Here is a 24143-nt window from a genome sequence, read left to right on the forward strand (position 1 = left end):
GACGCCGTGTGTAATCGGCTCCTACCCCGGCGCGAGTCCGGGAAATCGGGTCCCGATTGCGCGGGTGACGGTCGTTACAGAGCGTGATCCAGCGCGGCGCTGACGTCGGCGACGAGGTCGGCGGTGTCCTCGCAGCCGGCGGAGAAGCGTACGAACCCATCGGGCACGTCGTCGCCACCCCACTGCGCGCGGCGGTCGACGGTGGAGTGCAGGCCGCCGAACGAGGTGGCGGCGCTGACCAGGGCCGACTCGGCGACGAACCGCGCGACGGTCTCCGCCGATGGCAGCGTGAACGACACGACGCCGCCGAAGCGGCGCATCTGGCGAGAGGCCAGCGCGTACGCCGGATCCGCCGGCCAACCGGGATAGCGCAGGCCGCTGACGCCATCGGTTTTTGCCAGCACCTCCACCAAAGCGAGCGCGTTGTCGGCCTGCCGGCGCAGCCGCAGGTCGAGCGTGCCGAGCGAGCGGTGCGCCAGCCACACCTCGAACGGCCCGGGCATCGCGCCGGCGGCCCGCCGCCAGGCCGCCAGCCGGTCGGCCAACCGCTGGTCGCGGCAGCCGACATGGCCGAGGATCAGGTCCGAATGGCCGGTCAACGCCTTGGTGTCGCTGGAAATCACCAGATCGGCGCCGAGTTCCAGCGCGCGCTGGCCGAGCGGGGTCGCCGTGGTGTTGTCGACTGCCACGAGCGCGCCGGCACGATGTGCCGCGGTCGAGATTTCGGCGATGTCACAGACATCCAGGCCGGGGTTGGACGGAGTTTCCAGCAACACCAACCGAGCGCCGTCGACCGCGGCCGAATGATCGGCGGCCGTCGGCACTTCTCGCACCTCGACACCGCGCGGCGCCAGATAGTCCGCCGCCAGCTGCCGAGTCGTGTAATAGCCGTCCGACGGCAGCACGACCGCGTCACCAGGCCGGAGAGACTCCAGCAGTACGGCCGAAACCGCGGCCATGCCGGTGGCGAAAGCGACCACCGGTCCGCCCTCCAGGCCGGCCAGCGCGGTCTCGAAATGCCGGATCGAGGGATGGCTGATCCGGCCATAGCCGTCGGCGGTGCCGGCCGGCTGGTCGCCGAGATGGAAAGGCGCCGCGAAAACCGGGCTCGGCAGCAGCGGCTGACCGGCCTGCGCCGGTGCCATGCCGCCGGTGACCACCCGCGTGCCGTCACCCCACTCGTTCACGCCGTCTCCGACTTCGTCTCGCGTCCCATCAGCTGTTTCACCGCCACCGCCGGCAAAACCCCGGAATGGCAGACGCGTACGACCTGCTCGGTCAGCGGCATGTCGACGCCGTTCTTGATCGCCAGGTCGAGCACCGAGCGGCAGCTCTTGACGCCTTCCGCGGTCTGCCTGGTGGCCGCCGTCGCCTCCGCGAGGCTGGCACCTTTGCCAAGCCGTACGCCAAAAGAGTGGTTGCGGGACAGCGGCGACGAGCAGGTGGCGACCAGGTCGCCGAGGCCGGCCAGGCCGGCGAAGGTGAGCGGGTCGGCGCCGAGCGCCTGGCCGAGCCGCGCGGTCTCGGCAAGTCCGCGGGTGATCAGCGTCGCCTTGGTGTTGTCGCCGAAACCCATCCCCTCGGCCATCCCGCAGGCGAGCGCGATGACGTTTTTCACCGCGCCGCCAAGCTCGCAGCCGAGCACGTCGTTGTTGGTGTACGGGCGAAAATACGGCGTTGTGGTGGCACGCTGCAGCCGCTTGGCGCGCGCGTTGTCGGCACAGGCGATGACCGTCGCGGCCGGCTGCCGATCGGCGAGCTCACGTGCGAGGTTGGGGCCGGACACGACCGCCACCCGGTCGGCCGGCACGCCGGTGACCTCGACGATCACCTCGCTCATCCGCAGGGTGGTGCCGAGCTCGATGCCCTTCATCAGGCTGACCAGCGTCGCGTCCTCGTCGATCCAGTCGCGCCAGCCTTCCAGCTGGCCGCGCAGCGTCTGCGACGGCACGGCGAGCACCACCAGCTCCGCACCGCTGATCGCCTCCTTGGCGTCGGTGGTCGCGGTGAGCGTCGCCGGCAGGCCGATGCCCGGCAGGTATTCGTCGTTACGGTGCGTCGCGTTGACCGCATCGGCGACCTCCGGCCGGCGAGCCCACAGCGTGACGTGGTTGCCGGCCTCGGCCAGGATCTTCGCGAACGTCGTGCCCCACGAACCGGCTCCGATGACGGCGCTGTGTTGCGTCACGAGGTTGCCTCCCGGCGGCGTCGCAGTCGGAACAGCGGTCCGGTCGGCGCCGGCTCGCCGCGCAGCTCGGCGACCATGTCGCGGAGCCGGAACATCACCTTCTCGGTGATCTCCTCGAGCAGCTCGGCGGTGACCGGCCGGTCCGCGTACGCGCTCAGGTCGATCGGGTCGCCGACGACCACCGACACCGGCGTACGCCACCGCGGCCGGAACTTGTTGGTGATCGGATGGTGGATCCGCTGCGCACCCCACTGCACCACCGGCACCATCGGCGCGCCGGTCAGCAACGCGAGCCGCGCGGCGCCGGTCTTGCCGACCATCGGCCACAGGTCGGGGTCCTTGGTACAGGTGCCTTCCGGATGCATCAGTACGAGGCTGCCGTCCTTGACCGCGTCGACCGCCGCCGCCAGGGCGAGCGCGGCGTCGGTCGTGTGCCGGCGTACCGGGATCTGGTGTGCGCCGCGCATCACCGCGCCGACCAGGCCCTTCTTGAACAGCGTGTCCTTGGCCAGGAACCGTGGATTGCGCGGCAGGTCGACGATGAAGTGGCCGAGCACCAGCGGGTCGACCTTGGAGATGTGGTTGGTGACCACCACGCCGCCGCCGGCCGGCACCTTCTCCTGACCGCGCCACTCGCGCCTGGTCATCAGCACCATGACCGGCCGGAGGAGGACGATCGCCAGCCCCAACCAGAACCCACGCTTCACTCTGGTCACACGGCCACCCCTGTCGACACACCCATCGACCGATCATTGCTCAGCCGGCGTACGGGTGTCGAGGCAGGCGGTCAGCCGGTCGGCAGGATGGTGACCTGACTGGCCGTACGCGAGGTGCCACCGCTGCCGGGCTCGCTGGTGACCGACACCGTGCTGCCGGCCTTGAGGTCGGTGGCCGCGCCGGCCGCCGGCTTGTAGACCTTGGCGCCAGGCGCGAGCGTCACGGTGACGCTGCCGGCGCGCGTCTGGAGCACCACGGTGTTGCCGGACACCGAGGTCACGGTGCCGGTCAGCGCCACGTTCCGGCCGCCGCCAAAGCCCTGGCCGCCGCCAAAGCCCTGGCCGCCCGGTCCGTAGCCGCCGCGCTGGAACTGGCCGCGCCCGAAGCCGGCCGGTGCGGTGAACCGGCCGGCCGCGAAGCCGCCGCCGAAGACGACGACCAGCGCGACCACCGCCGCGACGATCAACAGCGGCTTACGGTTTGCCGGCGGCTTCTGGCCACCGAGAGCTTCGCCGACCAGTGGTGCGGGCTCAGACATGGTTTCTCCTCGTTTTCACTCGTGCCGGAGTGCTTCGACCGGGTCGAGCCGCGCGGCCTGCCGGGCCGGCCAATAGCCGGCGACGATGCCGACGACCACGGCGGCGGCCACCGCGAGCGCGACACCGGACGCACTCGCGTGCGCGGATACGTTGATCGCCCGGCCGACCAGGCTGGTGGCGACCGCGCCGACCACGGCACCGACGGTCGCGCCGCCGATGGTCACCAGCACCGCCTCGACCAGAAACTGCAGCCGCAGGTCGCGCTGCCGAGCGCCGATGGCCTTGCGCGTGCCGATCTCACGCGTACGTTCGCGTACGGCCACCAACATCGTGTTGGCGATGCCGATCCCGCCGATGAGCAGCGCGATCGCGGCGATGCCGATCAGGAAGTTGCTGATCACCGAGGCCTGCTGGTCGGCCACCGCGAGCAGCTGGTCCTGGCTGACCACGGTGAAGTCGTCCGTCGCCGTGCCGGTCAGGCCGTGCCGCTGGCGCAGCAGCGCGGTGATCTGCGCGGTCGCGATCGTCGTCTGCGACGGATCGCGCAGCGACAGCGACACCGAGCGCAGCGAGTTGCCAGAGACCAGCCGGTCTGCGGCGGTGGTCAGCGGGATCAGTACGTAGTCGTCGGGGTTGAGACCGCCGCCGCCCTTCGGCTGCGTCACGCCGATGACGGTGAACGGGATGCCGTCGATCTTGACGCTGGAGCCGACCACGGTGGCCGGCGTGAGGCCGAGGTTGGTCACCGTCGTGGGACCGAGCACGGCGACCGGCAGCTTCCTCGCGTAGTCCAGCGCGGACATGAACGTGCCGACCTGCAGCGTGTAGCCGCGTACGGTCGCCTCCGCGGCCGTGGTCGCGGTGACGGTCGTCGTGAGGTTGTACTGGCCGCGTACGACCACACCGTTCAGCGCCACTTCCGGCGCGTACGCGGACACCGTCGGCAGCCGGCCGAGCGCCTGCGCGTCCTGCAGCGTCAGGGTGGTGGCCGAGCCGGCCGCCTGCCGTACGCCGCCGGTCGTCGTCGCGCCGGCCTGCACCGACACCAGGTTGGTGCCGAGGCTCGCCACGCCCTGGGTGAGCTGCGTACGCGCGCCGTCGCCGACCCCGAGCAGCGCCACGACGGCCGCCACGCCGATGATCACGCCGAGCGCGGTCAGCGCCGTGCGCAGCTTGTTGACCGCGAGCCGCCGCAGCGCCAGCCGGAGCGCTTCGGAGACGCTCACCGGACGAACCGGCCGTCGACCAGCTCAAGCCGGCGGGTCGCGGTCGCCGCCACGCTCGCGTCGTGCGTGATCGTCACCATCGTCATGCCGGAGGCATGCAGCTCTCCGAGCAGCTGGAGGATCGACGCGCCGGCATGCGAGTCGAGGTTGCCGGTCGGCTCGTCGGCGAGCAGCAGCTGTGGCCGCGTCACCAACGCGCGCGCGATCGCGACGCGCTGGCGCTGACCGCCGGACAGCTGCGACGGATCGTGGCTGAGCCGATCGCCGAGCCCCACCGAGACCAGCGCCTCGGTCGCGCGCTGCATCCGCTCCGCTCTGCGTACGCGCGCATAGACAAGTGGAGCAGCGACGTTTTCCAACGCCGACTCCCCCGCGACCAGGTTGAAGCTCTGGAAGACGAAGCCGATCGCGCGGTTGCGCAGGATCGCCAGCTGGTCGTCGGTCAGCGTCGCCGTGTCGACCCCGTCCACGTACAACGTGCCGCCGGTCGGCCTGTCCAGCAGGCCGAGCAGGTGCAGCAGCGTCGACTTGCCGGAGCCGGATGCCCCCATCACCGCGACCGACTCACCGCGCAGGACGGCGAGGTCGATCTCGCGTACGGCGTGCACGACCTCGTCGCCGACCTCGAAGTCGCGGCTCAGCCGTACCGCCTGGAGCACCGGCAGCGGCTGGGGCGGCAGCTCCATGGTGATGGCGCCGTAGGGGTCAGCGGCCACCGGTGCCTCCGCCATTGCCGGTGAACCGGCCACCGCCGCCGCCTCCTCCGAAGCCACCACCGCCACCGCCGAAGCCGCGGGTGTTGCCACCGGTCGTACCGGTGCTCTGCTGCGGGTTGACCACACCGGTGACGACCGTCTGGCCGACGCGCAGGCCGACCACGATCTCAGTGAGCTGGCTGGTGGTCAGGCCGATCTCCACCGGCGTGGACACCGGCGTGCCGTCCGGGCCGAGGATCTGCACGGTCGGCTCGGAGTCGGTGCCGCCGACCGCCGAGGTCGGCACGGCCAGGACGTTGGCATGCGAGGTGATCGTGATGTTCACCGCCGCCGACATGCCAGGCAGCAGGCCGGGCGGCAGCGTCGAGAGGCTGAGCGAGATCGGGAAGGTGACCACCGACGACGTACCACTGCTGGTGTTGGCCTGCACCGGCCTCGACACCACTGTCGCCGGCGTGGAGGCGCTGCCAAGCGCGGTGAAGGTGACGCTCGCGGACTGGCCGGCGGTCACGTGGCTCACGTCTGCCTCTGGCACGGACGCCTGGACCGTCATCGTGCTGGACCGCACGTCGATCGCGTCGGAGCTCGGCGGCGGCACGCCGGCGCTCAGGTTGACCGCGGTGACGACGCCGTCGAACGGCGCCTTGAGAGAGGTCGCGGCCAGCGCGTTCTCCGCGTCGGTGACCGCCTGCTGCGCCTGCTGGACGGCCACGGCGTCGGCGACGGTCTGCACGACGTACGAGCCGGTGCCAATGGCCGGACGTGCGCTCATCGACGTCGATGGAGTCGGCTGCGGACTCTGCGTCGGCTTCGGCGGCGGTTTCGCGGTCGTACGGCTGGGGCTCGGCTGGCTTTGGCTCTGGGTGGTCGCGCCGGCCTGCGCCTGCGCCAGCTGTGCCTGGGCCAGCGTCAGCTGCTGTCGCTGTGTGGTGTCGTCGAGCTTGGCCAGCTGCTCGCCTTTGCTGACCGTGTCGCCGACCGCGACCGAGACGCTCGTCACTTTCGCCGCGCCGCTGGCCGCCGACAACGCCGAGTTGCCGCTGCCTTGGCTGGAGCCGTTGCCCTGGTTCGAGCCGGTGCCTTGGCCACCACCGCTGCCGAAGGACAGCGCGACGTTTTGCGACGCCTGCGCCGTACCCGTCGCCTGGATCGTCTCGGACACCGTCGTCCTGACCACTTTCGCGGTCAGATAGCTGGTTTTGTCGGTGCCGCCGGACCGGGTCGCCACCGCCCACGCGCCACCGCCGACCGCGACCACGACGATCACGGCACCCGCTACCACCCATGCCGGCCTCAGCCGGATGCGACGTTGCATGTGCTGTTTGTAGGGAGCGTGGCTGTGATTGTGATGTGAATCGGCTGAGCGCGTACTGAGAGCGCTGTCGTCGGCTGGTGGGACAATCGAGATCGTGGTGTCGTCCCTGCGGTGGTCGGTGGTCATACCGGTCAAAAGGCTCGCGATCGCGAAGACCCGGCTCCGTCCGGGGCTGCCTGGCGTCAGCCATCTCGAACTCGTCACGGCGATCACCGCCGACACGGTCGCGGCCTCCATCGCCAGCCGCGCGGTCGGACGCGTCGTCGTGGTGACCGACGACGACGAGATCCGGCCGTCGCTGGCCGCGCTCGGCGCGATCTGCGTACCCGACCTGCCGGACGCCGGTCTCAACCCGGCGCTGGAGTACGGCGCGTCCGTCGCCGCCGAGCTGGCGCCGGAGGATGGCGTCGCCGCTCTCGGCGGTGACCGGCCGGCGTTGCGGCCAGCCGAGCTGGCGTCAGCACTGGCCGCGGCCGCCGGCGCCGACCGCTGCCTGGTCGCCGACACACCCGGCGACGGCACCGCGCTGCTGACCGCTGTCCCCGGCACGCCGCTGAAACCGGCCTTCGGACGCGGGTCGTACGAGGCTCATCTGGCCTCCGGCGCGGTGGCGCTGACCGGCGCGTGGCCGTCGCTGCGGCGCGACACCGACACGCTGGCCGACCTCGCCGACGCCACCGACCTCGGCCTCGGCCCGCGTACGGCCGCACTCGTCGCCGCGGTCTCGGTGGTCAGTTCCTAGTGTGTCCACCCTTCCGACAGCCTTGCTTGTCGGTGTGGCTTGCGGAGTCCATATATCCACGTTTGATGTCTTGTTAAAGCGGCCTCACCACCGTCACCCAAACCGGCAGGGCGGACATTTGGCGCTGCACGGCCCATTTTTGCGACGGTGACGCCCCGACTTGGCTTGAACTCAAGACCCCAGGCGATTTGTCCGTGTGCGACCTTGTTGCCCGTACGGATCGATTCAGCAGGTCAAGAAGGTGACAATGGGGCGCGCCCGGGCCTGTCCGAATGTCACCCGGCCAACTGTTTCCGCAGGTCAGCCCACCGCAGACGACGCAATCGGAATCCGATTGCGTCGTCGCTGGCGGGCGGTCAGGAGTCGCAGGCGAGGGACTGCTTGGCGCCTTCCGGTGTGCCGGCCGGGAACTGGTCGGGGCGCAGGCACTGCGGGCCGTACGCGGCGACGGTCACCTTCGAGCCGTCCACCTTGAAGATCATCGCCAGCGGGTCCAGGTCGTTGCCGCCGGCGTCCTGCGCCTTGAGCACTCCCCACGCGTACGAACCGCCGTCGCACAGCGGACCCGTGACGAATGCCACGTTCTTGACGTCGGGCGCACCGATAGCGCCGTTCGCGGCCGTCACCAGCCGCGGTTTGAGCGAGCCGACCGACTGCGGGCAGGCACCGGTCTTCACCGGCTTCGGAGACGGCGACGCGGCGGTCGGTGCCGACGCCGCGGCGGACGCGCTCGGCGTCGGCGTGGCCGTCGTCGTCGTGCTCGGCCGCAGAAGGAAAAACGCCGCCACCGCGCCGACCACGACCACGACCGCGGCGATCGCGCCGACAATGATCCAGCGCCGTCCACCGGAGCGTGGTTCCGGTCTGACGTGGGACATGCGACATCACTCCTGATCCGGCGGCGGCAACCCGAACCACATTACTGAGCCTTCGACACCGGCCGACGCCGGCCGAAGCGTTCCGGAGTTGGTGGTGTGGTGTTCACCAAACCGGGGGATGATGGCCGCCGTGAGTACGACTACCGAAACCGCCGACCAGAGCGTCGCGCCGGAGCCGGCCAGGCCGGTGCCGGCGCCGCTGCCGGACGACCGGTTCATCAACCGCGAGCTGTCCTGGCTGGACTTCAACGCCAGAGTGCTGAGCCTGGCGGAAAACCCACGGACCCCGCTGCTGGAGCGCGCCAAGTTCCTGGCCATCTTCGCGTCCAACCTGGACGAGTTCTACATGGTGCGGGTCGCCGGCCTGAAACGCCGCCAGTCCACCGGCCTGTCCGTACGGTCCCCCGACGGCCTGTCGCCGCGCGAGCAGCTGGAGCGGATTTCGGTACGCGTACTGGAACTCGTGGCCAGGCACGCCAACTGTTTCGTCAACGAGGTGCAGACCGCGCTGGAGACCGAGGGCGTCCGGATCGTGCACTGGGACGACCTCGACTCGACCGAGCAGGACCGGCTGCACACCTATTTCCGCGAGCAGGTCTTCCCGTTGCTGACCCCGCTCGCGGTCGATCCGGCGCATCCTTTTCCGTACATCTCCGGGCGTTCGCTCAACCTCGCGGTGACGGTACGCGACCCGGACGACGGCGCCGAGCGGTTCGCCCGGGTGAAGGTGCCGAACAACGTGCCGCGCTTCGTTTCGGTGGCCGACGGCGGATTCCTGCCGCTGGAGGACATCATCGCGGCACACCTTTCGCAGCTTTTCGAAGGCATGGACGTGGCCGAGCACCACGTCTTCCGAGTCACCCGTAACGCCGACCTGGAGGTCGAGGAGGACCGCGACGAGGATCTTTTGCAGGCGCTGGAACGCGAGTTGGCGCGCCGCCGGTTCGGCCCGGCGGTCCGGCTGGAGGTCGCCGAGACGATGACCGAGCGGATCCTGGACCTGCTGGTGCGCGAGCTCGACGTGAGCACCGCGGACGTGCAGCGGGTGCCGGGTTTGCTCGATCTGACCGCACTTTGGCAGATCTACGACGTGGACCGGCCGGAGCTCAAGGACAAACCGTTCGTGCCGGCGACGCATCCGCGCTTTGCCGAAGGCGAGACACCGCGCAGTGTTTTCGCCACGCTGCGGGACGGGGACGTGCTCGTCCACCATCCGTACGAGTCGTTTTCCACCAGCGTGCAGCGGTTCATCGAGCAGGCGGCCGCCGATCCGAACGTGCTCGCGATCAAACAGACGCTCTACCGCACGTCCGGCGACTCGCCGATCGTGGACGCGCTGATCGACGCGGCCGAGGCCGGCAAACAGGTCGTGGTGCTCGTCGAAGTGAAGGCGCGGTTCGACGAGCAGGCCAACATCACCTGGGCCAAGACGCTGGAGCGCGCCGGCTGCCACGTCGTCTATGGCCTGGTGGGCCTCAAAACGCACTGCAAGACCTGTCTGGTGGTACGCCAGGAGGGCTCGCAGATCCGCCGCTATGCCCACGTCGGCACCGGAAACTACAACCCCAAGACCGCACGCCTGTACGAGGACCTCGGACTTTTCACGGCGGATCCAGCGGTCTGCGCCGACCTCACCGACCTTTTCAACGTGCTGACCGGATATTCGCGGCAGACCCACTACCGGTCGCTGATGGTGGCGCCGTACGGCATCCGGTCCGGGATCATCCGGCGGATCGAGCGCGAGGTCGGTCACGTCCGCGCCGGCCGGCCGGGGCTGATCCAGATCAAGGCCAACTCCATTGTGGACGAACAGATCATCGACGCGCTCTATCGCGCCTCGCAGTCCGGCGTACGCGTCGACCTGCTGATCCGCGGCATCTGCGCGCTGCGCGCCGGAGTGCCGGGGTTGAGCGAAAACATCCACGTGCGGTCGGTGCTCGGCCGGTTCCTGGAGCACTCGCGCGTGCTGCGGTTCGGCAACGGCGCGTCGCCGGACCAGCCGGAAAGCTCGGCCTACCGGGAGGAGTTCTGGATCGGCTCGGCGGATCTGATGCACCGCAACCTGGATCGCCGGGTCGAGGCGCTGGTCCAGGTGACCGACGGCAGCGCGCGCCGGCGGCTGCGCGAACTGCTGGATCTCATGCTACGGCCGGAAACCGGCGGCTTCGACCTGCTGGCCGACAACACCTGGCGGCTGCGCACCGGAGCCGACGGCGAGCCGAGGCGCGATCCGCAGGAAGAGCTGCTGCACCGTACGGCATCGCGCGCGGACTGACACTTTGCCAGCAGACGCCAGCAATCCCCACTCAGCGCCACCGAGCCGGCCTGAGCGGGGTTCTCACGCGCGTTGGAGTGGCGAGCGGCTTTTGTTGCCGCTGCGGCGCTCTGCGCGCCTTCCTGTTAGTCGGAGGTCCGTCCCGTGAGTTCTGAGGCTGCCACCGGAGCCGCCGTACGCGCCGCCGGTGGTGTGCTGTGGCGGCACACCGGCGGCCCGACCGAGATCGCTCTGGTGCACCGGCCGCGTTACGACGACTGGTCGCTGCCGAAGGGAAAACTGGCCACCGGCGAGCATCCACTCACCGCCGGCGTACGAGAAGTCGTGGAGGAGACCGGCATCCGGCCGGTGCTCGGCCGCCGGCTGGTCTCCACCACCTATCCGGTCTCGGTCCGCGACACCATCGTCGACAAGCTCGTGGACTACTGGGCGATGCGCGCGGAAAGCGGCGATTTCCAGGTCAACGACGAGGTCGACGAGCTGCGCTGGCTGACCGTCGCGAAGGCGACAGAGACGGTTTCCTATCGGCACGACCGCGCCGTACTCGCCGACTTCGCGCGGATCGCGGCCGGGACGACCACGATTGTGTTGGTGCGGCACGGAAGTGCCGGCGACCGGCACCAGTGGCGCGGCGACGACCGGCTGCGTCCGCTCGACCCGACCGGCGCGAAGCAGGCCGGCCGGGTGGCTGGCGTGCTGCCGGGTTTCGGTCCGCGGCGGGTGATTTCCGCGGACAAGGTGCGGTGCACCCAGACCGTCCGTCCACTTGCGACAGTGCTGGGCGTGCCGGTGGAGGTCGACGACGACTTCGGCGAGGAACGGCACGCGCGCCGTCCCGGCCACGCCGCACAACTCCTGCGCGCGTTGGCCGAGGCCGGCGAACCGGTGGTCATTTGCAGCCAGGGTGGGGTGATCCCGGACAGCGTCGAGGAGCTGGCCGACGCCGACGGCGTACCACTCACGGATGTCCCGGCACGCAAGGGAAGTGTGTGGGCCCTCAGCTTCGCCGGCCGGCGGCTGGTGTCGGCCGACTACTACCGCAGCCTCAAGGCACCGAAGTAACGCACGAAAAACGCCGGACCGGCCGCGCGGCCGATCCGGCGTTTGGTGTCGTGCCTTGCGTTCCTACCGCTTGCGGGCCGGCGCCTTGCGGGCCGGGGCCTTCTTGGCGGCGGCCTTCTTGGCCGGCGCGGCCTTCTTGGCGGCAGCCTTCTTGGCCGGAGCAGCCTTCTTGGCGGTCGCCTTCTTCGCGGCCGGGGCCGGTCCGCGGCTCGCGCCGACGGCGGTGGCCTTGGTGGTGGCCTTGGCGCCCGGCGTCTTCGGCAGCTTCTTCGGGTCGGCGACGACCGTCTTGAAGCCAGTGCCGGGACGGAAAGCCGGCACCGCGGTCTTCTTCACCTTCACCGACTCGCCGGTGCGCGGGTTGCGAGCGGTACGCGCGGCACGCACGCGCTTCTCGAAGACACCGAAGCCGGTGATGGCAACCCGGTCGCCCTTGGCGACCGTGCGCTGGATCTCGTCGACGATCTGCTCGAGAGCGTTCGCCGCGGTCTTCCGGTCCTCGAAGCGCGTCGTCAGCGCCTCGATGAACTCGGCCTTGTTCACCATTGTCCCCTCCAGGGTACGTGTATCGGCCCCATCGAGGCCGTTCACCGAGGAACGGTAAGGCCTAACGGCCGAAGACACAAATATTCGTCGGCCGGATGTCGTTGCCAGACAAGGCTTTGGAGGGGTCCGTGGGGGCCTATCGGGGCCCTCGCTGACAAAACGGGGCGCCAGTTCCGGTGGCCCTTGGAGAGCCCGAAAAGATGGCTCGGCGGCTCGGAGGTCACGCAAAGATCGTATATATATTTGGAAAATCGGCGCAACGGCCGAACCAGTGACCGGCGTTCGGCGAGGTCGGTGCGGGACCTCCGGAGGCGCCGGCCGAAGCGACCCGCCAGCGTGTCATGCAGGCCACCAAAAAATTTTTCCCACTCTGGCGTGTCGCGAGGTCGTTCGGCGCGTCGCACGGCCCGGTCGGACCCCCTTGGTGGCCCCAAAACCGGCCTTCGCCGACCGCCGCGGCACGACCGGACGGCCCCGGTCTGTCCCGATCCGCGCTCTGCAAAGCAAAGTGCCCCACCCGCTTTCGCGGGCAGGGCACATCAACCGTTCGGGCTACTCAGGCGTCGACGGTCGTACGAGGCAGATATCCCGGCCGGTTGCGCTCAAACTCACCGATCTGGTCGGTGTGCCGGAGCGTCAGTCCGATGTCGTCGAGGCCCTCCATCAGCCGCCAGCGGGTGTAGTCGTCGATCTCGAAGGGAACGCCCTCCGATCCCCACCGCACCTCACGCGCGACCAGGTCGACGGTCACCTCCGTTTCCGGGTGGTCGACCAAATCGGCCTGCAGCTGCTCGATGTGCTTCTGGTGCAGCGCCGCGGCGAGCAGACCCGCTTTACCGGCGTTGCCGCGGAAGATGTCGGCAAACCGAGAGGATAGTACGACCCGGAATCCGTAGTCCATCAGGGCCCACACCGCGTGCTCGCGGGACGAGCCGGTGCCGAAGTCGGAGCCGGCGACCAGGATCGAGGCGCCGGTGTAGCGCTCATCGTTGAGCACGAAGGACGGATCGTTTCGCCAGGCCGCGAACAGCCCGTCGGCGAAACCGGTGCGGGTCACCCGCTTCAGGTAGACCGCCGGGATGATCTGGTCGGTGTCGACATTGGATTGCAGCAACGGCACGGCCCGGCCGGTGTGCACGGTGATCTTTTCCACTTAGGCCTCCAGATCCGCTGGCGCGCTCAGGTGTCCGGTCACCGCGGTGGCGGCCGCCACCAACGGCGAGACGAGGTGCGTACGGCCACCCTTACCCTGCCGTCCCTCGAAATTCCGGTTCGAGGTGGATGCCGACCGCTCACCAGGCGCGAGCTGGTCGGGGTTCATGCCCAGACACATCGAACAGCCGGCGCCGCGCCATTCCGCGCCGGCGGCGGTGAACACGTCGTGCAGTCCTTCTTCCTCGGCCTGCAGGCGCACCTTCGCCGAGCCAGGAACCACCAGCATCCGCACCGAATCGGCGACCCGCCGGCCGCGGATCACCGCGGCCGCCGCGCGCAGGTCCTCGATGCGGCCGTTGGTGCACGACCCCAGAAAGACGGTGTCGACGGCGATCTCGCGCAGCGGCGTGCCGGGTTTCAGGTCCATGTAGGCCAAAGCGCGCTCGGCGGCAGACCGGTCGGACGGATCGCTGAAGGACTCCGGGTCCGGCACCGCGCCGCCGAGCGGCAGGCCCTGGCCGGGATTTGTCCCCCAGGTCACGAAAGGCGTGAGGCTGGCCGCGTCCAGCTCGACCACCTGGTCGAACTCGGCGTCGACGTCGGTGGCCAGGTCGCGCCAGGCTTTCACCGCCTCGTCCCAGTCGGCACCTCGCGGCGCGTGCTGGCGCCCCTTCAGATAATCGAAAGTCGTGTCGTCGGGCGCGATCATCCCGGCTCGCGCGCCGGCCTCGATGCTCATGTTGCAGACCGTCATCCGGCCTTCCATCGACAGCGACCGGATCGCCTCGCCGCGGTATTCGATGACATATCCCTGGCCGCCGCCGGTGCCGATCTTGGCGATCAGCGCGAGAATGATGTCCTTGGCGGTCACGCCGTCGGCGAGCGCGCCGGCGACCTCGACCGCCATTGTCTTGAACGGCCGCAAAGGCAGCGTCTGGGTGGCCAGCACGTGCTCGACCTCACTCGTGCCGATGCCGAAAGCGAGCGCGCCGAAGGCTCCGTGCGTGGAGGTGTGGCTGTCGCCGCAGACCACCGTCATTCCCGGCTGGGTCAGGCCGAGCTGCGGTCCGATCACGTGCACGATCCCCTGCTCGGCGTCGCCGAGCGGATGCAGCCGTACGCCGAACTCCTCGCAGTTTCGGCGAAGTGTCTCCACCTGCGTGCGGCTCACCGGGTCGGCGATCGGCTCGTCCACGTCGACCGTCGGCACGTTGTGGTCCTCGGTCGCGATGGTGAGATCGGGCCGGCGTACCGGCCGGCCGGCCATCCGCAGGCCCTCGAAAGCCTGCGGACTGGTCACCTCGTGGACGAGATGCAGATCGATGTAGAGCAGGTCCGGCTCACCGTCGGCCGACCGTACGACGTGGTTGTCCCAGACTTTCTGTGCCAGGGTGCGACCCATTTTCCTGTTCCTAATCTCTGATAGACTTCCTGCATAGTGGGATGATAGTTTCGTACTGTGGGACAGACTATCAGTGGAACAGCGGCCGCGGGCAGCGCGTCCGGCGACGGATCCCGACGTCAGACCGCCAGCGGCGTCGGGGTACTGGACAAAGCGGTCGCCATTCTGGCCGCCACGGTCGATGGCGCGAGCCTCGCCGAGTTGGTCGACCGCAGCGGCCTTCCGCGCGCGACCGCGCACCGGCTCGCGCAGGCACTGGAAGTCCACCGGATGCTCATCCGCGACGCGCAGGGTCGCTGGCGGCCGGGTCCGCGGCTGGCCGAGCTGGCCAACTCCGCGCCGGACGTGCTGCTGACCGCCGCCGGTCCGGTGCTGAGCGCGCTGCGCGACGCGACCGGCGAGAGCGCGCAACTTTACCTGCGCCGCGCCGAAGAACGCATCTGCGTCGCCGCCGCCGAGCGCGCGAGCGGCCTTCGCGACACCGTGCCGGTCGGCGCTGCGCTGCCGATGACGGCTGGTTCGGCCGCGCAGATCCTGCTGGCCTGGGAGCCGCCGGAGTCGGTGCTTCCGTTGCTGCCGCGCGCGAAGTTCTCCGCGCGTACGCTCGCCGAGGTGCGCCGCCGCGGCTGGGCCGCGACCGCCGGCGAACGCGAGCCGGGGGTCGCCAGCGTGTCCGCCCCGATCCGCGACCGCGGCGGCCGGGTGATCGCCGCGGTCAGCATCTCCGGCCCGATCGAGCGCCTCGGCCGCCGGCCCGGCGACCGGCACGCCGTCTCGGTCGTACGCGCCGGCCACCGCCTCTCCGGCCTCTGACCCGGAGGATGTCCGGATCGAATGTGCTAACCAGGCCCACTTTTCGCGGCAACGGTGGGCCAACTAGCACATTCGACGGCCCCGCACCAAAAGGTGACGGTCAGCCGAAGGCCTTGCCTTCGCCGCGATAGGTTGGCGCGACCGCCACGACGGTGCCGTTGTCGATCAGGTGCAGCTCGTTGACGTGCTCGCACAGCTCCCCGGCCTTGCCGTGCCGAAACCACACCCTTTCCCCCACCCGCAACGAATCCGCGGCCGCGCCGCGCAGCGGTGTCTGCACCTCGCCGGCGCCCTCGGACGGGATCATCCGCAGTCCGGCAGGAAAAACCGGCGCCGGTACGCGGTTGGGCAGCTGCGGGCCGGAGGCAATCCAGCCGGCGCCGCCGACGGTCACGATGCCGGGCGCCGGCCGGCGGGTCACGGCGAGCGCGAACAGCGCCGCCGGATACGGCGTGAAAGCACGGTATTCGTCGAAGAGCCGCGGCGCGTAGAGGCCGGAGCCGGCGGCGACCTCGGTGATGGCGGACTCGCGTACGGTCCGCTCGACGCTGCCGGTGCCGCCACCGTTGACAAACTCCAGGTCGGCGAGCGCCGAGACGGCGGCGACGACCGCGGCGCGACGGTGGAACAGCTCGGCCGCCGAGGCCGCCTGTACGGCGCGGATCGCCAGGCCGCGCAACGGATTTCCGGCCGGCCGGTCGCCGAGGCCGGCGATCTGTCCCTCGTACGACATGATGCCGACCAGCAGGAAACGCGACCGTTGCACGATCCGGCGGGCCAGCGACACCGCCGACGCCACGCTGTGCACCGGCGAGCGGCGCGTGCCGAGATGGACGCGTCCGCCGGCCAGCCGGAGCGAGGCGTCCAGGTCCAGGCACAGTCGCAGCGGTGGACCGGAAACTCCGGCGATCGCGGCGTCGATCAGGTCCAGATGCTCGACACTGTCGACCATCAGGGTCACCCGCGCGGCCAGCCGCGCGTCGGATGCCAGCCGGCGCAACGATTCGGCGTCGGTCGTCGGATACGCGACGACCACGTCGTCGAAGTCTTCGGCCAGCCACAGCGATTCGGCCAGGGAGTACGACAGGATGCCGGCGAAACCGTCCATCGCGAGCACCTGGCGCAGGATCTCCCGGCAGCGCACCGATTTGCTGGCGACCCGGATCGGCCGGCCGGCCGCACGGCGCACCAGATCGGCGGCGTTCGCGCGTAAAGACGGCAGATCGACGACCGCGAACGGCGGCGCCAAGCCGGCGGTCGCGACGTCGAGAGCGGCTCGGGTGAGGTGCGGCACGCGGCGAACGCCGGTCTCGGTCATCTCACGCCCTGCCGGCCGCGGCCGGCACGCGCCGCCGCGACGACCGGCGCGGCCGCGCCAGCGAAGCGAAATGTTCGGCGCTGGCGTCCAGGACGGCAAGCGCCTGCTCGGAATCCCGGTCCACCAGCCAGTTGAGCGTGAGTCCGTCGACCAGCGTCACCAGCATCCGCGCCAAAACCTCGACCGGCAGCCGCCAGTCGACCTCGCACGCGTCACCGATCCGCTCGATCATCTCGCGGCAACCGGCCTGATATCGCGCGTATTGGCGCTGCGCCAGGTCTTCCAGGCCGGGAGTCCGCAGCGCCACCTGGGTCAGCTCGTACAACACCTGGTGCTCGCCCGGTGCTTCCTCTACGAGTTTCCAGTACGCGCGCAATGCGGCGCGGATGGTCGCCTGCAAACCCTCGCCGAGCAACAAAACCGTGGATGCCGCGTTGACCTCGCGCGCGACCATCTGGTCGGTCAGCTCGCCGAGCAGCTCGTTTTTCGACCGGAAACAGTAGTGAAAGCTGGACAGCGGCATGCCGGCCTCGGCGGCGATCGCGCGCGTGGTGGCGGCCCCGATGCCGTCGGCCGCCATCACCCGGAACGCGGCGGCGACCAGCTGCCGGCGGCGCTCGTCGGCCGGGATTCGCACCACGGTGGCCTCCTTCGTGACGAAGTCCCAGCATGCGGCCGATCAGTTGTCCAAGTCAAGCGTTCCGGACAGTTGACTTGGACGTATGACCCAGTCACACTGGCCGGAACCCAGCGAGAGGAAATGCCTGGTGAGAGCGTTGCGACTGCCGGCCGGCTTCGAGTGGGGGATCTCCACGTCCGCCTTCCAGATCGAAGGCGCGAGCGCCGCCGACGGGCGTACGCCCTCGGTCTGGGACACGTTTTGCGCGCAGCCGGGCCGGATTGCCGGCGGCGACCGTCCCGACCCCGGCTGCGATCACTACCACCGCTGGAAAGACGACGTCGACCTGCTCGCCGGCCTCGGCGTCGACAGCTATCGGTTCTCGGTTTCGTGGTCGCGGGTCCTCGCCGGCGGCCGCGCCGCCAACCCGCGGGGTTTCGCCTTCTACGACCGGCTGGTCGACGCGCTGCTCGCCGCCGGCATCGAGCCGGTCGTCAACCTCTTCCACTGGGACCTGCCGCAGGATCTGCAGGACGCCGGCGGCTGGCGGTCCCGCGACACCGCGTACGTTTTCGCCGAGTATGCCGAAAAACTGGCCACCGCGCTGGCCGACCGGGTGACCCGCTGGTCGACGATGAACGAGCCGTTCGAGCACTTCGGCCTCGGCCACGTGCTCGGTTTCCACGCGCCAGGCCAGAACCTGACCGGTGTCGCCGCGTTTTCGGTCGCACATCACCTGTTGCTGGCACACGGCCTCGGTGTCCGTGCGGTGCGCGCCGGCGGCGCCCGGCAGGTCGGCCTGATCAACAGCTATGCGCCCGTACGACCCGTCAACGGCGGTGGCGACGGCGCCGCTGCCTGCGCGCTGGACGCGATCCAGAACCGCCTGTTCACCGATCCGGTGCTGCTCGGCGAATATCCGGCCGGGCTGGACGCCTTCGAGATGGATCCGGCGAGCAAGCCGGTGCGCTCCGGCGATCTGGAGATCATCGCCGCTCCGCTGGATTTCCTCGGCGTCAACTACTACAACGTGCTCGCCGTGTCGGCACCGGAGCCGGCCGACCCGCTGCCCTTCCGGCTGGCCGAGCTGCCTGGCTTCGACCGGACGGCGTCCGGCTGGCCGGTGGTGCCCGACGGCATGCGCGAAACGCTGGTCATGCTGAAAGATCGCTATCGCGACGCGCTGCCGCCGTTGTACGTCACCGAAACCGGCGCCGCCTACGACGAGAAGCCGGACGCTGACGGCTTCTGCGACGACTTCGAGCGGGTCGCCTTTCTCGCCTCGCACGTCGAGGCGATCGCCGAGGCGGTCGCCTCCGGTGTGGACGTACGCGGCGCGATGTTGTGGAGCCTGCTGGACAACTTCGAGTGGGCCGAAGGGTTTTCGCAGCGGTTCGGCCTGGTGCACGTCGACTTCCAGACCGCGCAGCGTACGCCGAAAGCGTCCTATTACTGGTATCGCGACCTGATCCGCGGGGTGACACCGTGACCGAGCTGCGAGTCGAGCGTCCGTCGGCACTCACGGAGCCGCGCGCACGCGTCGGCAAACTGTGGATCGCGTTGCTGTCGCTGTCCAACATCGGCCTGTGGCTGGCCTTCCTGACCCCGGTCGAGGTGCTGCTGCCCAAACAGGTCGCCCTGCTGGATCCGACCGGCAAGGTCGTCGCGCTCAGCTGGGTGACCGGTGCCGGCGCGGCAGTGTCCATTGTGGCCAATCCGCTGTTCGGCGCGCTGTCGGATCGTACGGTCTCGCGCTTCGGCCGGCGGCATCCGTGGACGTTCTGCTCGATCCTGGCCGGCGCGGCCGCGGTTTTCCTGGTGAGCCTGCAAACCAGCGTGCTCGGCGTCGCGTTGTGCTGGATGGCCGTGCAACTCTGCCTCAACGCGATGACCGCGACCCTGACGGCGGCGGTGCCTGACCGCGTACCGACCGAACAGCGCGGCGTGGTGTCGGCGTGGGCCAGCCTGCCGCAGGTGATCGGACCGCTCATCGGCATCGCCATCGTGACCGTGTTGGTCACCGCGATCGTCCCGGCGTACGGCGCGTTGGCGCTCATTCTCGTCGCGCTGGCGATGCCTTTCGTGTTTCTCACCAAGGACGATCCGCTGCCGCGCGAGTCTCGGCCGGCCTGGTCGTGGCGCGGTTTTCTGGCCGGATTCTGGGTCGACCCGCGAGCCTACCCGGATTTCGGCTGGGCCTGGATCTGCCGGTTTCTGGTGCAGCTCGGCAACTTCATGATGACGCTCTACATCCTCTACTTCCTCACCGACGCCGTGCACTATCCGGACCCGGACACCGGTTTTCTCATCGTCACGGCCACGTTCAGCGCAGGCATCCTGGTGACCTGCGTGGCCGGTGGCGCGATCAGCGACCGGCTCGGCCGGCGGAAGATCTTCGTGTTCGGCTGTTCGATCGTGCAGGCGATCGGCTCGCTGATCGTCGTTTTCTGGCAGACCTGGCCGGCGACGCTGGCCACCGGAGCCGTACTCGGCCTCGGATTCGGCATGTATCTCAGTGTCGACCAGGCACTGATCACCCAGGTGCTGCCGGCCGCCCGCGACCGTGCCAAGGATCTCGGCATCATCAACATCGCCAACTCGGCGCCGCAGGTGCTCGCACCAGCCGTCGCCGGCGTCGCGATCACCTATCTGGGTGGCTATCGTGGCATGTTCCTGCTGGCCGCCGTCGTCACGTTGCTCGGAGCCTTCGCCGTCGTACCGATCCGGAGTGTCAAATGACCAGCGACCGTTGGAAAAACTGGGCCGGCAACCAGCGCGCGACCGGCCTGACGGTCCATCATCCACGTGGTACGGCGGAAATCGTCGACGTCGTCGACGCGACGCGTAAAGCCGGCGGCCGGTTGAAGGCGATCGGCAGCGGCCACTCGTTCACCGCGATCGGCAAGCCGGACGGCGGCCAGGTCGCCTTCGACCGGCACGCCGGACTGGTCTGGCTGGACCGGAAAACCGGCCTGGTCACCGTCGAGGCCGGCATGACGATCCGTACGCTCAACGGGATCCTGCGCCAGGCCGGCCTGTCGATGACCAACCTCGGCGACATCGACAAGCAGACGATCAGCGGCGCGGTCTCCACCGGCACGCACGGCACCGGCGCGGCTTTTGGTGGCATCGCGACCCAAATCCGCGGCATGGAGCTGGTGCTCGCGGACGGCTCGGTGCTGACCTGCACACCGGAGGAAAACCCCGAGGTGTTCGCGGCGGCTCGGGTGGGGCTCGGTGCGCTCGGTCTGGTCTCCACGGTCACGCTGCAGACCGAGCCGGCTTTCGCGCTGTGCGCTGAAGAAGGACCGATGCCGCTGGCCGACGTGCTGTCCGGCTTCGACTCGCTGGCCGAGGGCACCGACCACTTCGAGTTCTACTGGTTTCCGCACACCGATCTGGCGCTGACCAAACGCAACACCAGGCTGCCGTTCGACACCGAGCTGGCGCCGCTGCCGCGCTGGAAGTCCATTGTGGACGACGAGGTGCTGTCCAACGGCGCCTTCGGTGCCATCGTGGGGATCTCTCGCCGCGTGCCGGCCGGCATCCCGCGCTTGAACCGGATATCGGCCCGCGCGCTCGGTTCGCGTACGTTCACCGACTACTCGGCGGAGATCTTCGTGTCACCGCGGCGGGTCCGGTTCGTCGAGATGGAGTACGCCGTACCTCGTACGGACATCGTTGATGTAGTCAGCGAAATCCAGGCCACCATCGACCGCGACGGCCTGCGCGTACCGTTTCCGATCGAGGTGCGAGTGGCCGCGGCGGACGACATTCCGCTGTCCACGGCGTCCGGCCGCGCGTCCGGCTATGTGGCCGTACACATGCCGGCCGGCACCGACTTCTGGCCGTATTTCCGGAAGGTGGAGGCGATCGCGGTCGAGACCGGCGGCCGGCCGCACTGGGGGAAGCTGCACACGCTGGACGCCGCCGCGCTGCGCGAGCGCTATCCCCGCTTCGACGAATTCGTTGCGCTGCGCGACAAGCTCGACCCGATCGGCCTGTTCTCCAACGCCTACCTGGATCGCGTGCTCGGAACAGGCCCTAACGCGGAGGCCGCATCCCGTCGGTGAGTACGTCGACGATGTGGTTGGCCTTTTCGCGCTCCAACTGGTCCTGCGCGCGTACGCAGCCGACCATCAGCGCACGCACGTCGTCGGGGTCGAGGTCGGCCCGCACGGCGCCGGCTTGTTGCGCACGCCGCAAAAGCTGACCCATCAGGACCCACAACGTGTGCACGGTGTCCGGCTGGTCGCGGCGACCGCCGGCACCGCAGGAAAGCTCGATCGCGTCGGACAGCGCCTTGTTGAGCGAGGCCTGCTCGACCTTCATCGCGAAGAACTCGAAAAACGCGGCGCCGGCGTCCTCGGCGGACAGCAGGCTGGTCGCGTCGCCGAGCAACTGCTCCAGCCGCTCACCCACCACCGCCTCGAAAAGCGCCTCTTTGGTGGGAAAATGCCGATAGACCGTGCCGGCTCCGACGCCGGCGCGACGAGCGATCTCGTCCAGCGGCACGGCGATCCCCTGCACGGCGAACACTTCCTCGGCGGCGCGCAACACGCGGAGTCGGTTGCGACGAGCGTCCGCGCGCATCGGCGGACCAGCCTGGTCCGATGCTGACCGGACGGCCGACCGGACATCTGAAACCGCGGTTTCTTCGGCCATCACCCGAGTATCCCCTCTTTTCGCGCTTTGACAAACGGGGCCACCGATCCGTATGGTCGAACTAAGCGGGGCGATCGTTCCGCTTTGCTGTCGCCCACGTCCTCAGGGAGAACCATGACCACACCCAACCCTCCGACCCCGGCCGAGGTGGCCGCGCAGCTGCGCCGAGTTTTCGAGATATCCAACGGGTTCGAGATCTTCCTCGGGCTGTTCGCGGAGGACGGCGTCTTCGAGCTGCCGTTCGATCCGCCGGACCGGCCGACCCGTTTCGTCGGCCGGCAGGCAATTCGCGACGGCCTGACCGCACGCGTCAGGTCGAGCCGTGCGCGGCTGGACACCCGCGGTGCCGAGATTGTCGTGCATGAGACAACTGATCCCGAGGTCGTCGTGGTGGAGTTCGAGGCGTACGGCAGTGTAAAGGAAACCGGCGAGGACTACCGCTTTTCCTCCTCCATCGGGATCATCCGGGTTCGCGACGGCCGGATCGTGCACTATCGCGACTTCCAGAACCCACGCGTCATTTCCGTCGACTGAGCACAGTTTGGAGTGTGTCCGATGAGTCAGCCAACCGCTGTCGTAGAACGTTTCATCGAGGTTTCCGCCGCCGGGGCGTACGACCAGCTCGCCGATCTCTACGCCGAGGACGCGGTCATCGAGATCCCGTTCGCGCCGCCGGGAGTGCCGCGCCGGTCACAGGGACGCGAGGAGTTTCGCGCTCGTTTCCAGTCGGTGCGGGGACTGTGGACCATCGACGGGATCGAGCCGGTGCGGATCTACCAGACCACCGACCCGGAAGTCGTCGTCACCGAGTTCACCCTTCAGCGTACGGTCACCGCGACCGGCGCTTCCTTTGCTAGCGACTACATCCTGGTGATGACGATCAGGGACGGCCTCATCGCGCATTCGCGTGACTACGCCGATCCGGTGGCGTCGGCGCGCGCTTTTGGCCGCCTGGAGGAACTTGTCGCGGCCTACCGTTAGCTCGGGGCGACGACCCCGCTGGTCGCGCGGTCGTACAACAGTTGGATGTCGTCACCGAAATACGGACTGTATGACACGTCGTCGGTGTCGCCGCCGCCTTCGTAACCGCCGATCAGGCCGACGATCGCGCCGGTCTCGGTGGCCGGGTCGAAGGCCGCCTGCCACGGACTCCCGCTGGTGCCGCCGCTGAAACCGGCGCAGGCGAAACGTAACTGCGACGCGCTCAGCCGAGATGACCTGTTGACACAGGTGATCGGCGCGTCCTGCGACGACGGATAGCCGGTGACCCGGACGATCTGGTCGGAGTCGGCGTTGAACACCAGCTCGTTGGCGCCGATGACATCGGCGATCCGGCGGCCGTTGTTTGGCGCCAGCTCGACGAAAGCCACGTCGACGTCGGGATCTTCGTTGGATTTCCAGCGGTCGTCGACGACGATGTTGGTCGGCGTCCACACACCGTATGGCATCTGGCCGGCGTTGTAGTCCGGCACGAAGGCGATGTCGCTGCGCGGCGAGCCCTCGCTGTAGACGCAGTGCGCGGCGGTCAGGATCATGTCGCGGCCAGGCGAGTCGACCACGCTGGCCGTACAGAAGTGGCCGCCGTCCACGTCGTGGTAGAACAGGCCGCCGACCCGCAGCTCGGTCGCCGCGCGCTCCTCCTTGGCGGCCTGGCCGTCCCGCGCGGTGTGTGCGCGCACCGGCCGTGCCTCGCGCAGCCGGTGCGCGTTCCAGTATGCGGAGGCCTCCGAGTGCGGCGCTTCCAGCCGGTGCGCCGCCGGCATCGCCGGAGGGGTGGACAGGCCGCAGGTTGCGAGCACTGTCGCGGACAACGCCGCCATGATCACCATGAACCGCCTGCGCATGCGCCTCCTCCCCGGCCTCCAAGACGGTACCTCGGCCGAGCCCGCGACCACCAATCCGACAACTGTGATTATCGCAGGTCAGCGGCCATTGGCCGGATCGAGACGAAACGCTGGCGGCCGGTT

The 24143-nt window shown here is 69.3% G+C and carries 24 protein-coding genes; 9 read left to right on the forward strand and 15 right to left on the reverse strand.

All coding sequences use genetic code 11. The features are described 5' to 3' along the window. Window positions 1-74: 74 nt before the first annotated feature. The 7 genes from GNX95_RS27275 to GNX95_RS42260 form a co-directional block, all read right to left on the reverse strand. On the reverse strand, window positions 75-1187 hold the full coding sequence (locus GNX95_RS27275; protein WP_163510483.1) for a cystathionine gamma-lyase: 1113 nt from the start codon (window positions 1185-1187) through the stop codon (window positions 75-77). Further along, entirely contained in the window at window positions 1184-2188 is a 1005-nt protein-coding gene (locus GNX95_RS27280) for an NAD(P)H-dependent glycerol-3-phosphate dehydrogenase (RefSeq protein WP_163510485.1), read from the reverse strand. Before GNX95_RS27280 ends, GNX95_RS27275 begins: the two co-directional genes overlap by 4 nt. Continuing rightward, entirely contained in the window at window positions 2185-2904 is a 720-nt protein-coding gene (locus GNX95_RS27285; RefSeq protein ID WP_163510487.1) for a lysophospholipid acyltransferase family protein, read from the reverse strand. The genes GNX95_RS27280 and GNX95_RS27285 overlap by 4 nt, the downstream gene beginning before the upstream one ends. 71 nt (window positions 2905-2975) lie before the next feature. Then, a complete protein-coding gene (locus GNX95_RS42255) occupies window positions 2976-3443 on the reverse strand; it encodes a hypothetical protein (protein ID WP_187369711.1) in 468 nt (155 codons plus the stop codon). A 15-nt stretch (window positions 3444-3458) separates the two neighbouring features. Then, the gene (locus tag GNX95_RS27295; protein ID WP_163510488.1) at window positions 3459-4670 is read right to left on the reverse strand and encodes an ABC transporter permease; all 1212 of its coding nucleotides are present in this window, start codon (window positions 4668-4670) and stop codon (window positions 3459-3461) included. After that, window positions 4667-5386 carry an ABC transporter ATP-binding protein gene (locus tag GNX95_RS27300; RefSeq protein WP_246281776.1) on the reverse strand — a complete coding sequence of 240 codons (720 nt, stop codon included), beginning with the start codon at window positions 5384-5386 and terminating at the stop codon, window positions 4667-4669. Before GNX95_RS27300 ends, GNX95_RS27295 begins: the two co-directional genes overlap by 4 nt. Continuing rightward, complete coding sequence (locus GNX95_RS42260; protein WP_187369712.1) at window positions 5376-6701, reverse strand: efflux RND transporter periplasmic adaptor subunit; 1326 nt, start codon at window positions 6699-6701, stop codon at window positions 5376-5378. Before GNX95_RS42260 ends, GNX95_RS27300 begins: the two co-directional genes overlap by 11 nt. 94 nt (window positions 6702-6795) lie before the next feature. Here GNX95_RS42260 and cofC point away from each other — a divergent pair, with 94 nt between their 5' ends. Further along, the gene (gene cofC, locus GNX95_RS27310) at window positions 6796-7443 is read left to right on the forward strand and encodes a 2-phospho-L-lactate guanylyltransferase (protein WP_222853985.1); all 648 of its coding nucleotides are present in this window, start codon (window positions 6796-6798) and stop codon (window positions 7441-7443) included. Between the two features lie 356 nt (window positions 7444-7799). Here cofC and GNX95_RS27315 read toward each other — a convergent pair whose 3' ends face one another. Further along, window positions 7800-8321: a hypothetical protein gene (locus GNX95_RS27315; RefSeq protein WP_163510490.1), complete on the reverse strand. Its 522-nt coding sequence runs from the start codon at window positions 8319-8321 to the stop codon at window positions 7800-7802. 121 nt (window positions 8322-8442) lie between these two features. On the opposite strand from GNX95_RS27315, the gene GNX95_RS27320 reads away from it, so the two are divergent. Together GNX95_RS27320 and GNX95_RS27325 are read left to right on the forward strand one after the other, a co-directional pair. Then, entirely contained in the window at window positions 8443-10596 is a 2154-nt protein-coding gene (locus GNX95_RS27320) for an RNA degradosome polyphosphate kinase (protein WP_425483926.1), read from the forward strand. A 144-nt stretch (window positions 10597-10740) separates the two neighbouring features. Beyond that, a complete protein-coding gene (locus tag GNX95_RS27325; RefSeq protein WP_222853986.1) occupies window positions 10741-11658 on the forward strand; it encodes an NUDIX hydrolase in 918 nt (305 codons plus the stop codon). Between the two features lie 63 nt (window positions 11659-11721). Here GNX95_RS27325 and GNX95_RS27330 read toward each other — a convergent pair whose 3' ends face one another. From GNX95_RS27330 to leuC, 3 genes are all read right to left on the reverse strand, one after another. Then, window positions 11722-12204 (reverse strand): HU family DNA-binding protein, encoded by a 483-nt coding sequence (locus GNX95_RS27330; protein ID WP_281356965.1) that lies wholly within the window; start codon window positions 12202-12204, stop codon window positions 11722-11724. A 556-nt stretch (window positions 12205-12760) separates the two neighbouring features. Beyond that, window positions 12761-13357, reverse strand: a complete 597-nt coding sequence (leuD, locus tag GNX95_RS27335) for a 3-isopropylmalate dehydratase small subunit (RefSeq protein ID WP_163510494.1) — start codon at window positions 13355-13357, stop codon at window positions 12761-12763. Beyond that, window positions 13358-14761 carry a 3-isopropylmalate dehydratase large subunit gene (gene leuC, locus GNX95_RS27340; RefSeq protein WP_163510496.1) on the reverse strand — a complete coding sequence of 468 codons (1404 nt, stop codon included), beginning with the start codon at window positions 14759-14761 and terminating at the stop codon, window positions 13358-13360. A 69-nt stretch (window positions 14762-14830) separates the two neighbouring features. On the opposite strand from leuC, the gene GNX95_RS27345 reads away from it, so the two are divergent. Beyond that, on the forward strand, window positions 14831-15574 hold the full coding sequence (locus GNX95_RS27345) for an IclR family transcriptional regulator (protein ID WP_163511962.1): 744 nt from the start codon (window positions 14831-14833) through the stop codon (window positions 15572-15574). A gap of 100 nt (window positions 15575-15674) precedes the next feature. Here GNX95_RS27345 and GNX95_RS27350 read toward each other — a convergent pair whose 3' ends face one another. Next, window positions 15675-16892 (reverse strand): amino acid deaminase/aldolase, encoded by a 1218-nt coding sequence (locus tag GNX95_RS27350; protein WP_163510498.1) that lies wholly within the window; start codon window positions 16890-16892, stop codon window positions 15675-15677. A 1-nt stretch (window position 16893) separates the two neighbouring features. Continuing rightward, window positions 16894-17532: a TetR/AcrR family transcriptional regulator gene (locus GNX95_RS27355; protein ID WP_222853987.1), complete on the reverse strand. Its 639-nt coding sequence runs from the start codon at window positions 17530-17532 to the stop codon at window positions 16894-16896. Window positions 17533-17659: 127 nt separating this feature from the next. Between GNX95_RS27355 and GNX95_RS27360 the strand changes: the two genes are divergently transcribed. From GNX95_RS27360 to GNX95_RS27370, 3 genes are read left to right on the forward strand one after another with little or no spacing between them, the layout of a single operon-like run. Further along, on the forward strand, window positions 17660-19000 hold the full coding sequence (locus tag GNX95_RS27360) for a GH1 family beta-glucosidase (RefSeq protein WP_246281777.1): 1341 nt from the start codon (window positions 17660-17662) through the stop codon (window positions 18998-19000). Next, on the forward strand, window positions 18997-20250 hold the full coding sequence (locus tag GNX95_RS27365) for an MFS transporter (RefSeq protein WP_163510500.1): 1254 nt from the start codon (window positions 18997-18999) through the stop codon (window positions 20248-20250). Before GNX95_RS27360 ends, GNX95_RS27365 begins: the two co-directional genes overlap by 4 nt. After that, a complete protein-coding gene (locus tag GNX95_RS27370; RefSeq protein ID WP_163510502.1) occupies window positions 20247-21584 on the forward strand; it encodes a D-arabinono-1,4-lactone oxidase in 1338 nt (445 codons plus the stop codon). Before GNX95_RS27365 ends, GNX95_RS27370 begins: the two co-directional genes overlap by 4 nt. Here the strand turns inward: GNX95_RS27370 and GNX95_RS27375 are convergent. Then, the gene (locus GNX95_RS27375) at window positions 21556-22104 is read right to left on the reverse strand and encodes a TetR/AcrR family transcriptional regulator (protein WP_163510504.1); all 549 of its coding nucleotides are present in this window, start codon (window positions 22102-22104) and stop codon (window positions 21556-21558) included. The genes GNX95_RS27370 and GNX95_RS27375 overlap by 29 nt on opposite strands. A 186-nt stretch (window positions 22105-22290) precedes the next feature. On the opposite strand from GNX95_RS27375, the gene GNX95_RS27380 reads away from it, so the two are divergent. Then, window positions 22291-22710, forward strand: a complete 420-nt coding sequence (locus GNX95_RS27380; protein ID WP_163510506.1) for a nuclear transport factor 2 family protein — start codon at window positions 22291-22293, stop codon at window positions 22708-22710. 21 nt (window positions 22711-22731) lie between these two features. After that, a complete protein-coding gene (locus tag GNX95_RS27385; RefSeq protein ID WP_163510508.1) occupies window positions 22732-23157 on the forward strand; it encodes a nuclear transport factor 2 family protein in 426 nt (141 codons plus the stop codon). Here GNX95_RS27385 and GNX95_RS27390 read toward each other — a convergent pair. After that, complete coding sequence (locus GNX95_RS27390) at window positions 23154-24020, reverse strand: trypsin-like serine peptidase (protein ID WP_222853989.1); 867 nt, start codon at window positions 24018-24020, stop codon at window positions 23154-23156. The two genes, GNX95_RS27385 and GNX95_RS27390, sit on opposite strands and share 4 nt — an antisense overlap. Window positions 24021-24143: the final 123 nt, after the last annotated feature.

The organism is Fodinicola acaciae, assembly GCF_010993745.1.
In the GTDB taxonomy this organism is placed as follows: domain Bacteria; phylum Actinomycetota; class Actinomycetes; order Mycobacteriales; family HKI-0501; genus Fodinicola; species Fodinicola acaciae.

Excerpts from the sequence above, each read along its gene's own strand:
- GNX95_RS27375 (WP_163510504.1), bottom strand. The coding sequence starts at position 22,104 with ATGCGCGCGGACGCTCGTCGCAACCGACTCCGCGTGTTGCGCGCCGCC.
- GNX95_RS27320 (WP_425483926.1), top strand. The coding sequence starts at position 8,443 with ATGGCCGCCGTGAGTACGACTACCGAAACCGCCGACCAGAGCGTCGCG.
- GNX95_RS27390 (WP_222853989.1), bottom strand. The coding sequence starts at position 24,020 with ATGCGCAGGCGGTTCATGGTGATCATGGCGGCGTTGTCCGCGACAGTG.
- GNX95_RS27315 (WP_163510490.1), bottom strand. The coding sequence starts at position 8,321 with ATGTCCCACGTCAGACCGGAACCACGCTCCGGTGGACGGCGCTGGATC.
- GNX95_RS27350 (WP_163510498.1), bottom strand. The coding sequence starts at position 16,892 with ATGACCGAGACCGGCGTTCGCCGCGTGCCGCACCTCACCCGAGCCGCT.
- leuC (WP_163510496.1), bottom strand. The coding sequence starts at position 14,761 with ATGGGTCGCACCCTGGCACAGAAAGTCTGGGACAACCACGTCGTACGG.
- GNX95_RS27385 (WP_163510508.1), top strand. The coding sequence starts at position 22,732 with ATGAGTCAGCCAACCGCTGTCGTAGAACGTTTCATCGAGGTTTCCGCC.
- GNX95_RS42255 (WP_187369711.1), bottom strand. The coding sequence starts at position 3,443 with ATGTCTGAGCCCGCACCACTGGTCGGCGAAGCTCTCGGTGGCCAGAAG.
- GNX95_RS27370 (WP_163510502.1), top strand. The coding sequence starts at position 20,247 with ATGACCAGCGACCGTTGGAAAAACTGGGCCGGCAACCAGCGCGCGACC.
- GNX95_RS27330 (WP_281356965.1), bottom strand. The coding sequence starts at position 12,204 with ATGGTGAACAAGGCCGAGTTCATCGAGGCGCTGACGACGCGCTTCGAG.
- GNX95_RS27380 (WP_163510506.1), top strand. The coding sequence starts at position 22,291 with ATGACCACACCCAACCCTCCGACCCCGGCCGAGGTGGCCGCGCAGCTG.
- GNX95_RS42260 (WP_187369712.1), bottom strand. The coding sequence starts at position 6,701 with ATGCAACGTCGCATCCGGCTGAGGCCGGCATGGGTGGTAGCGGGTGCC.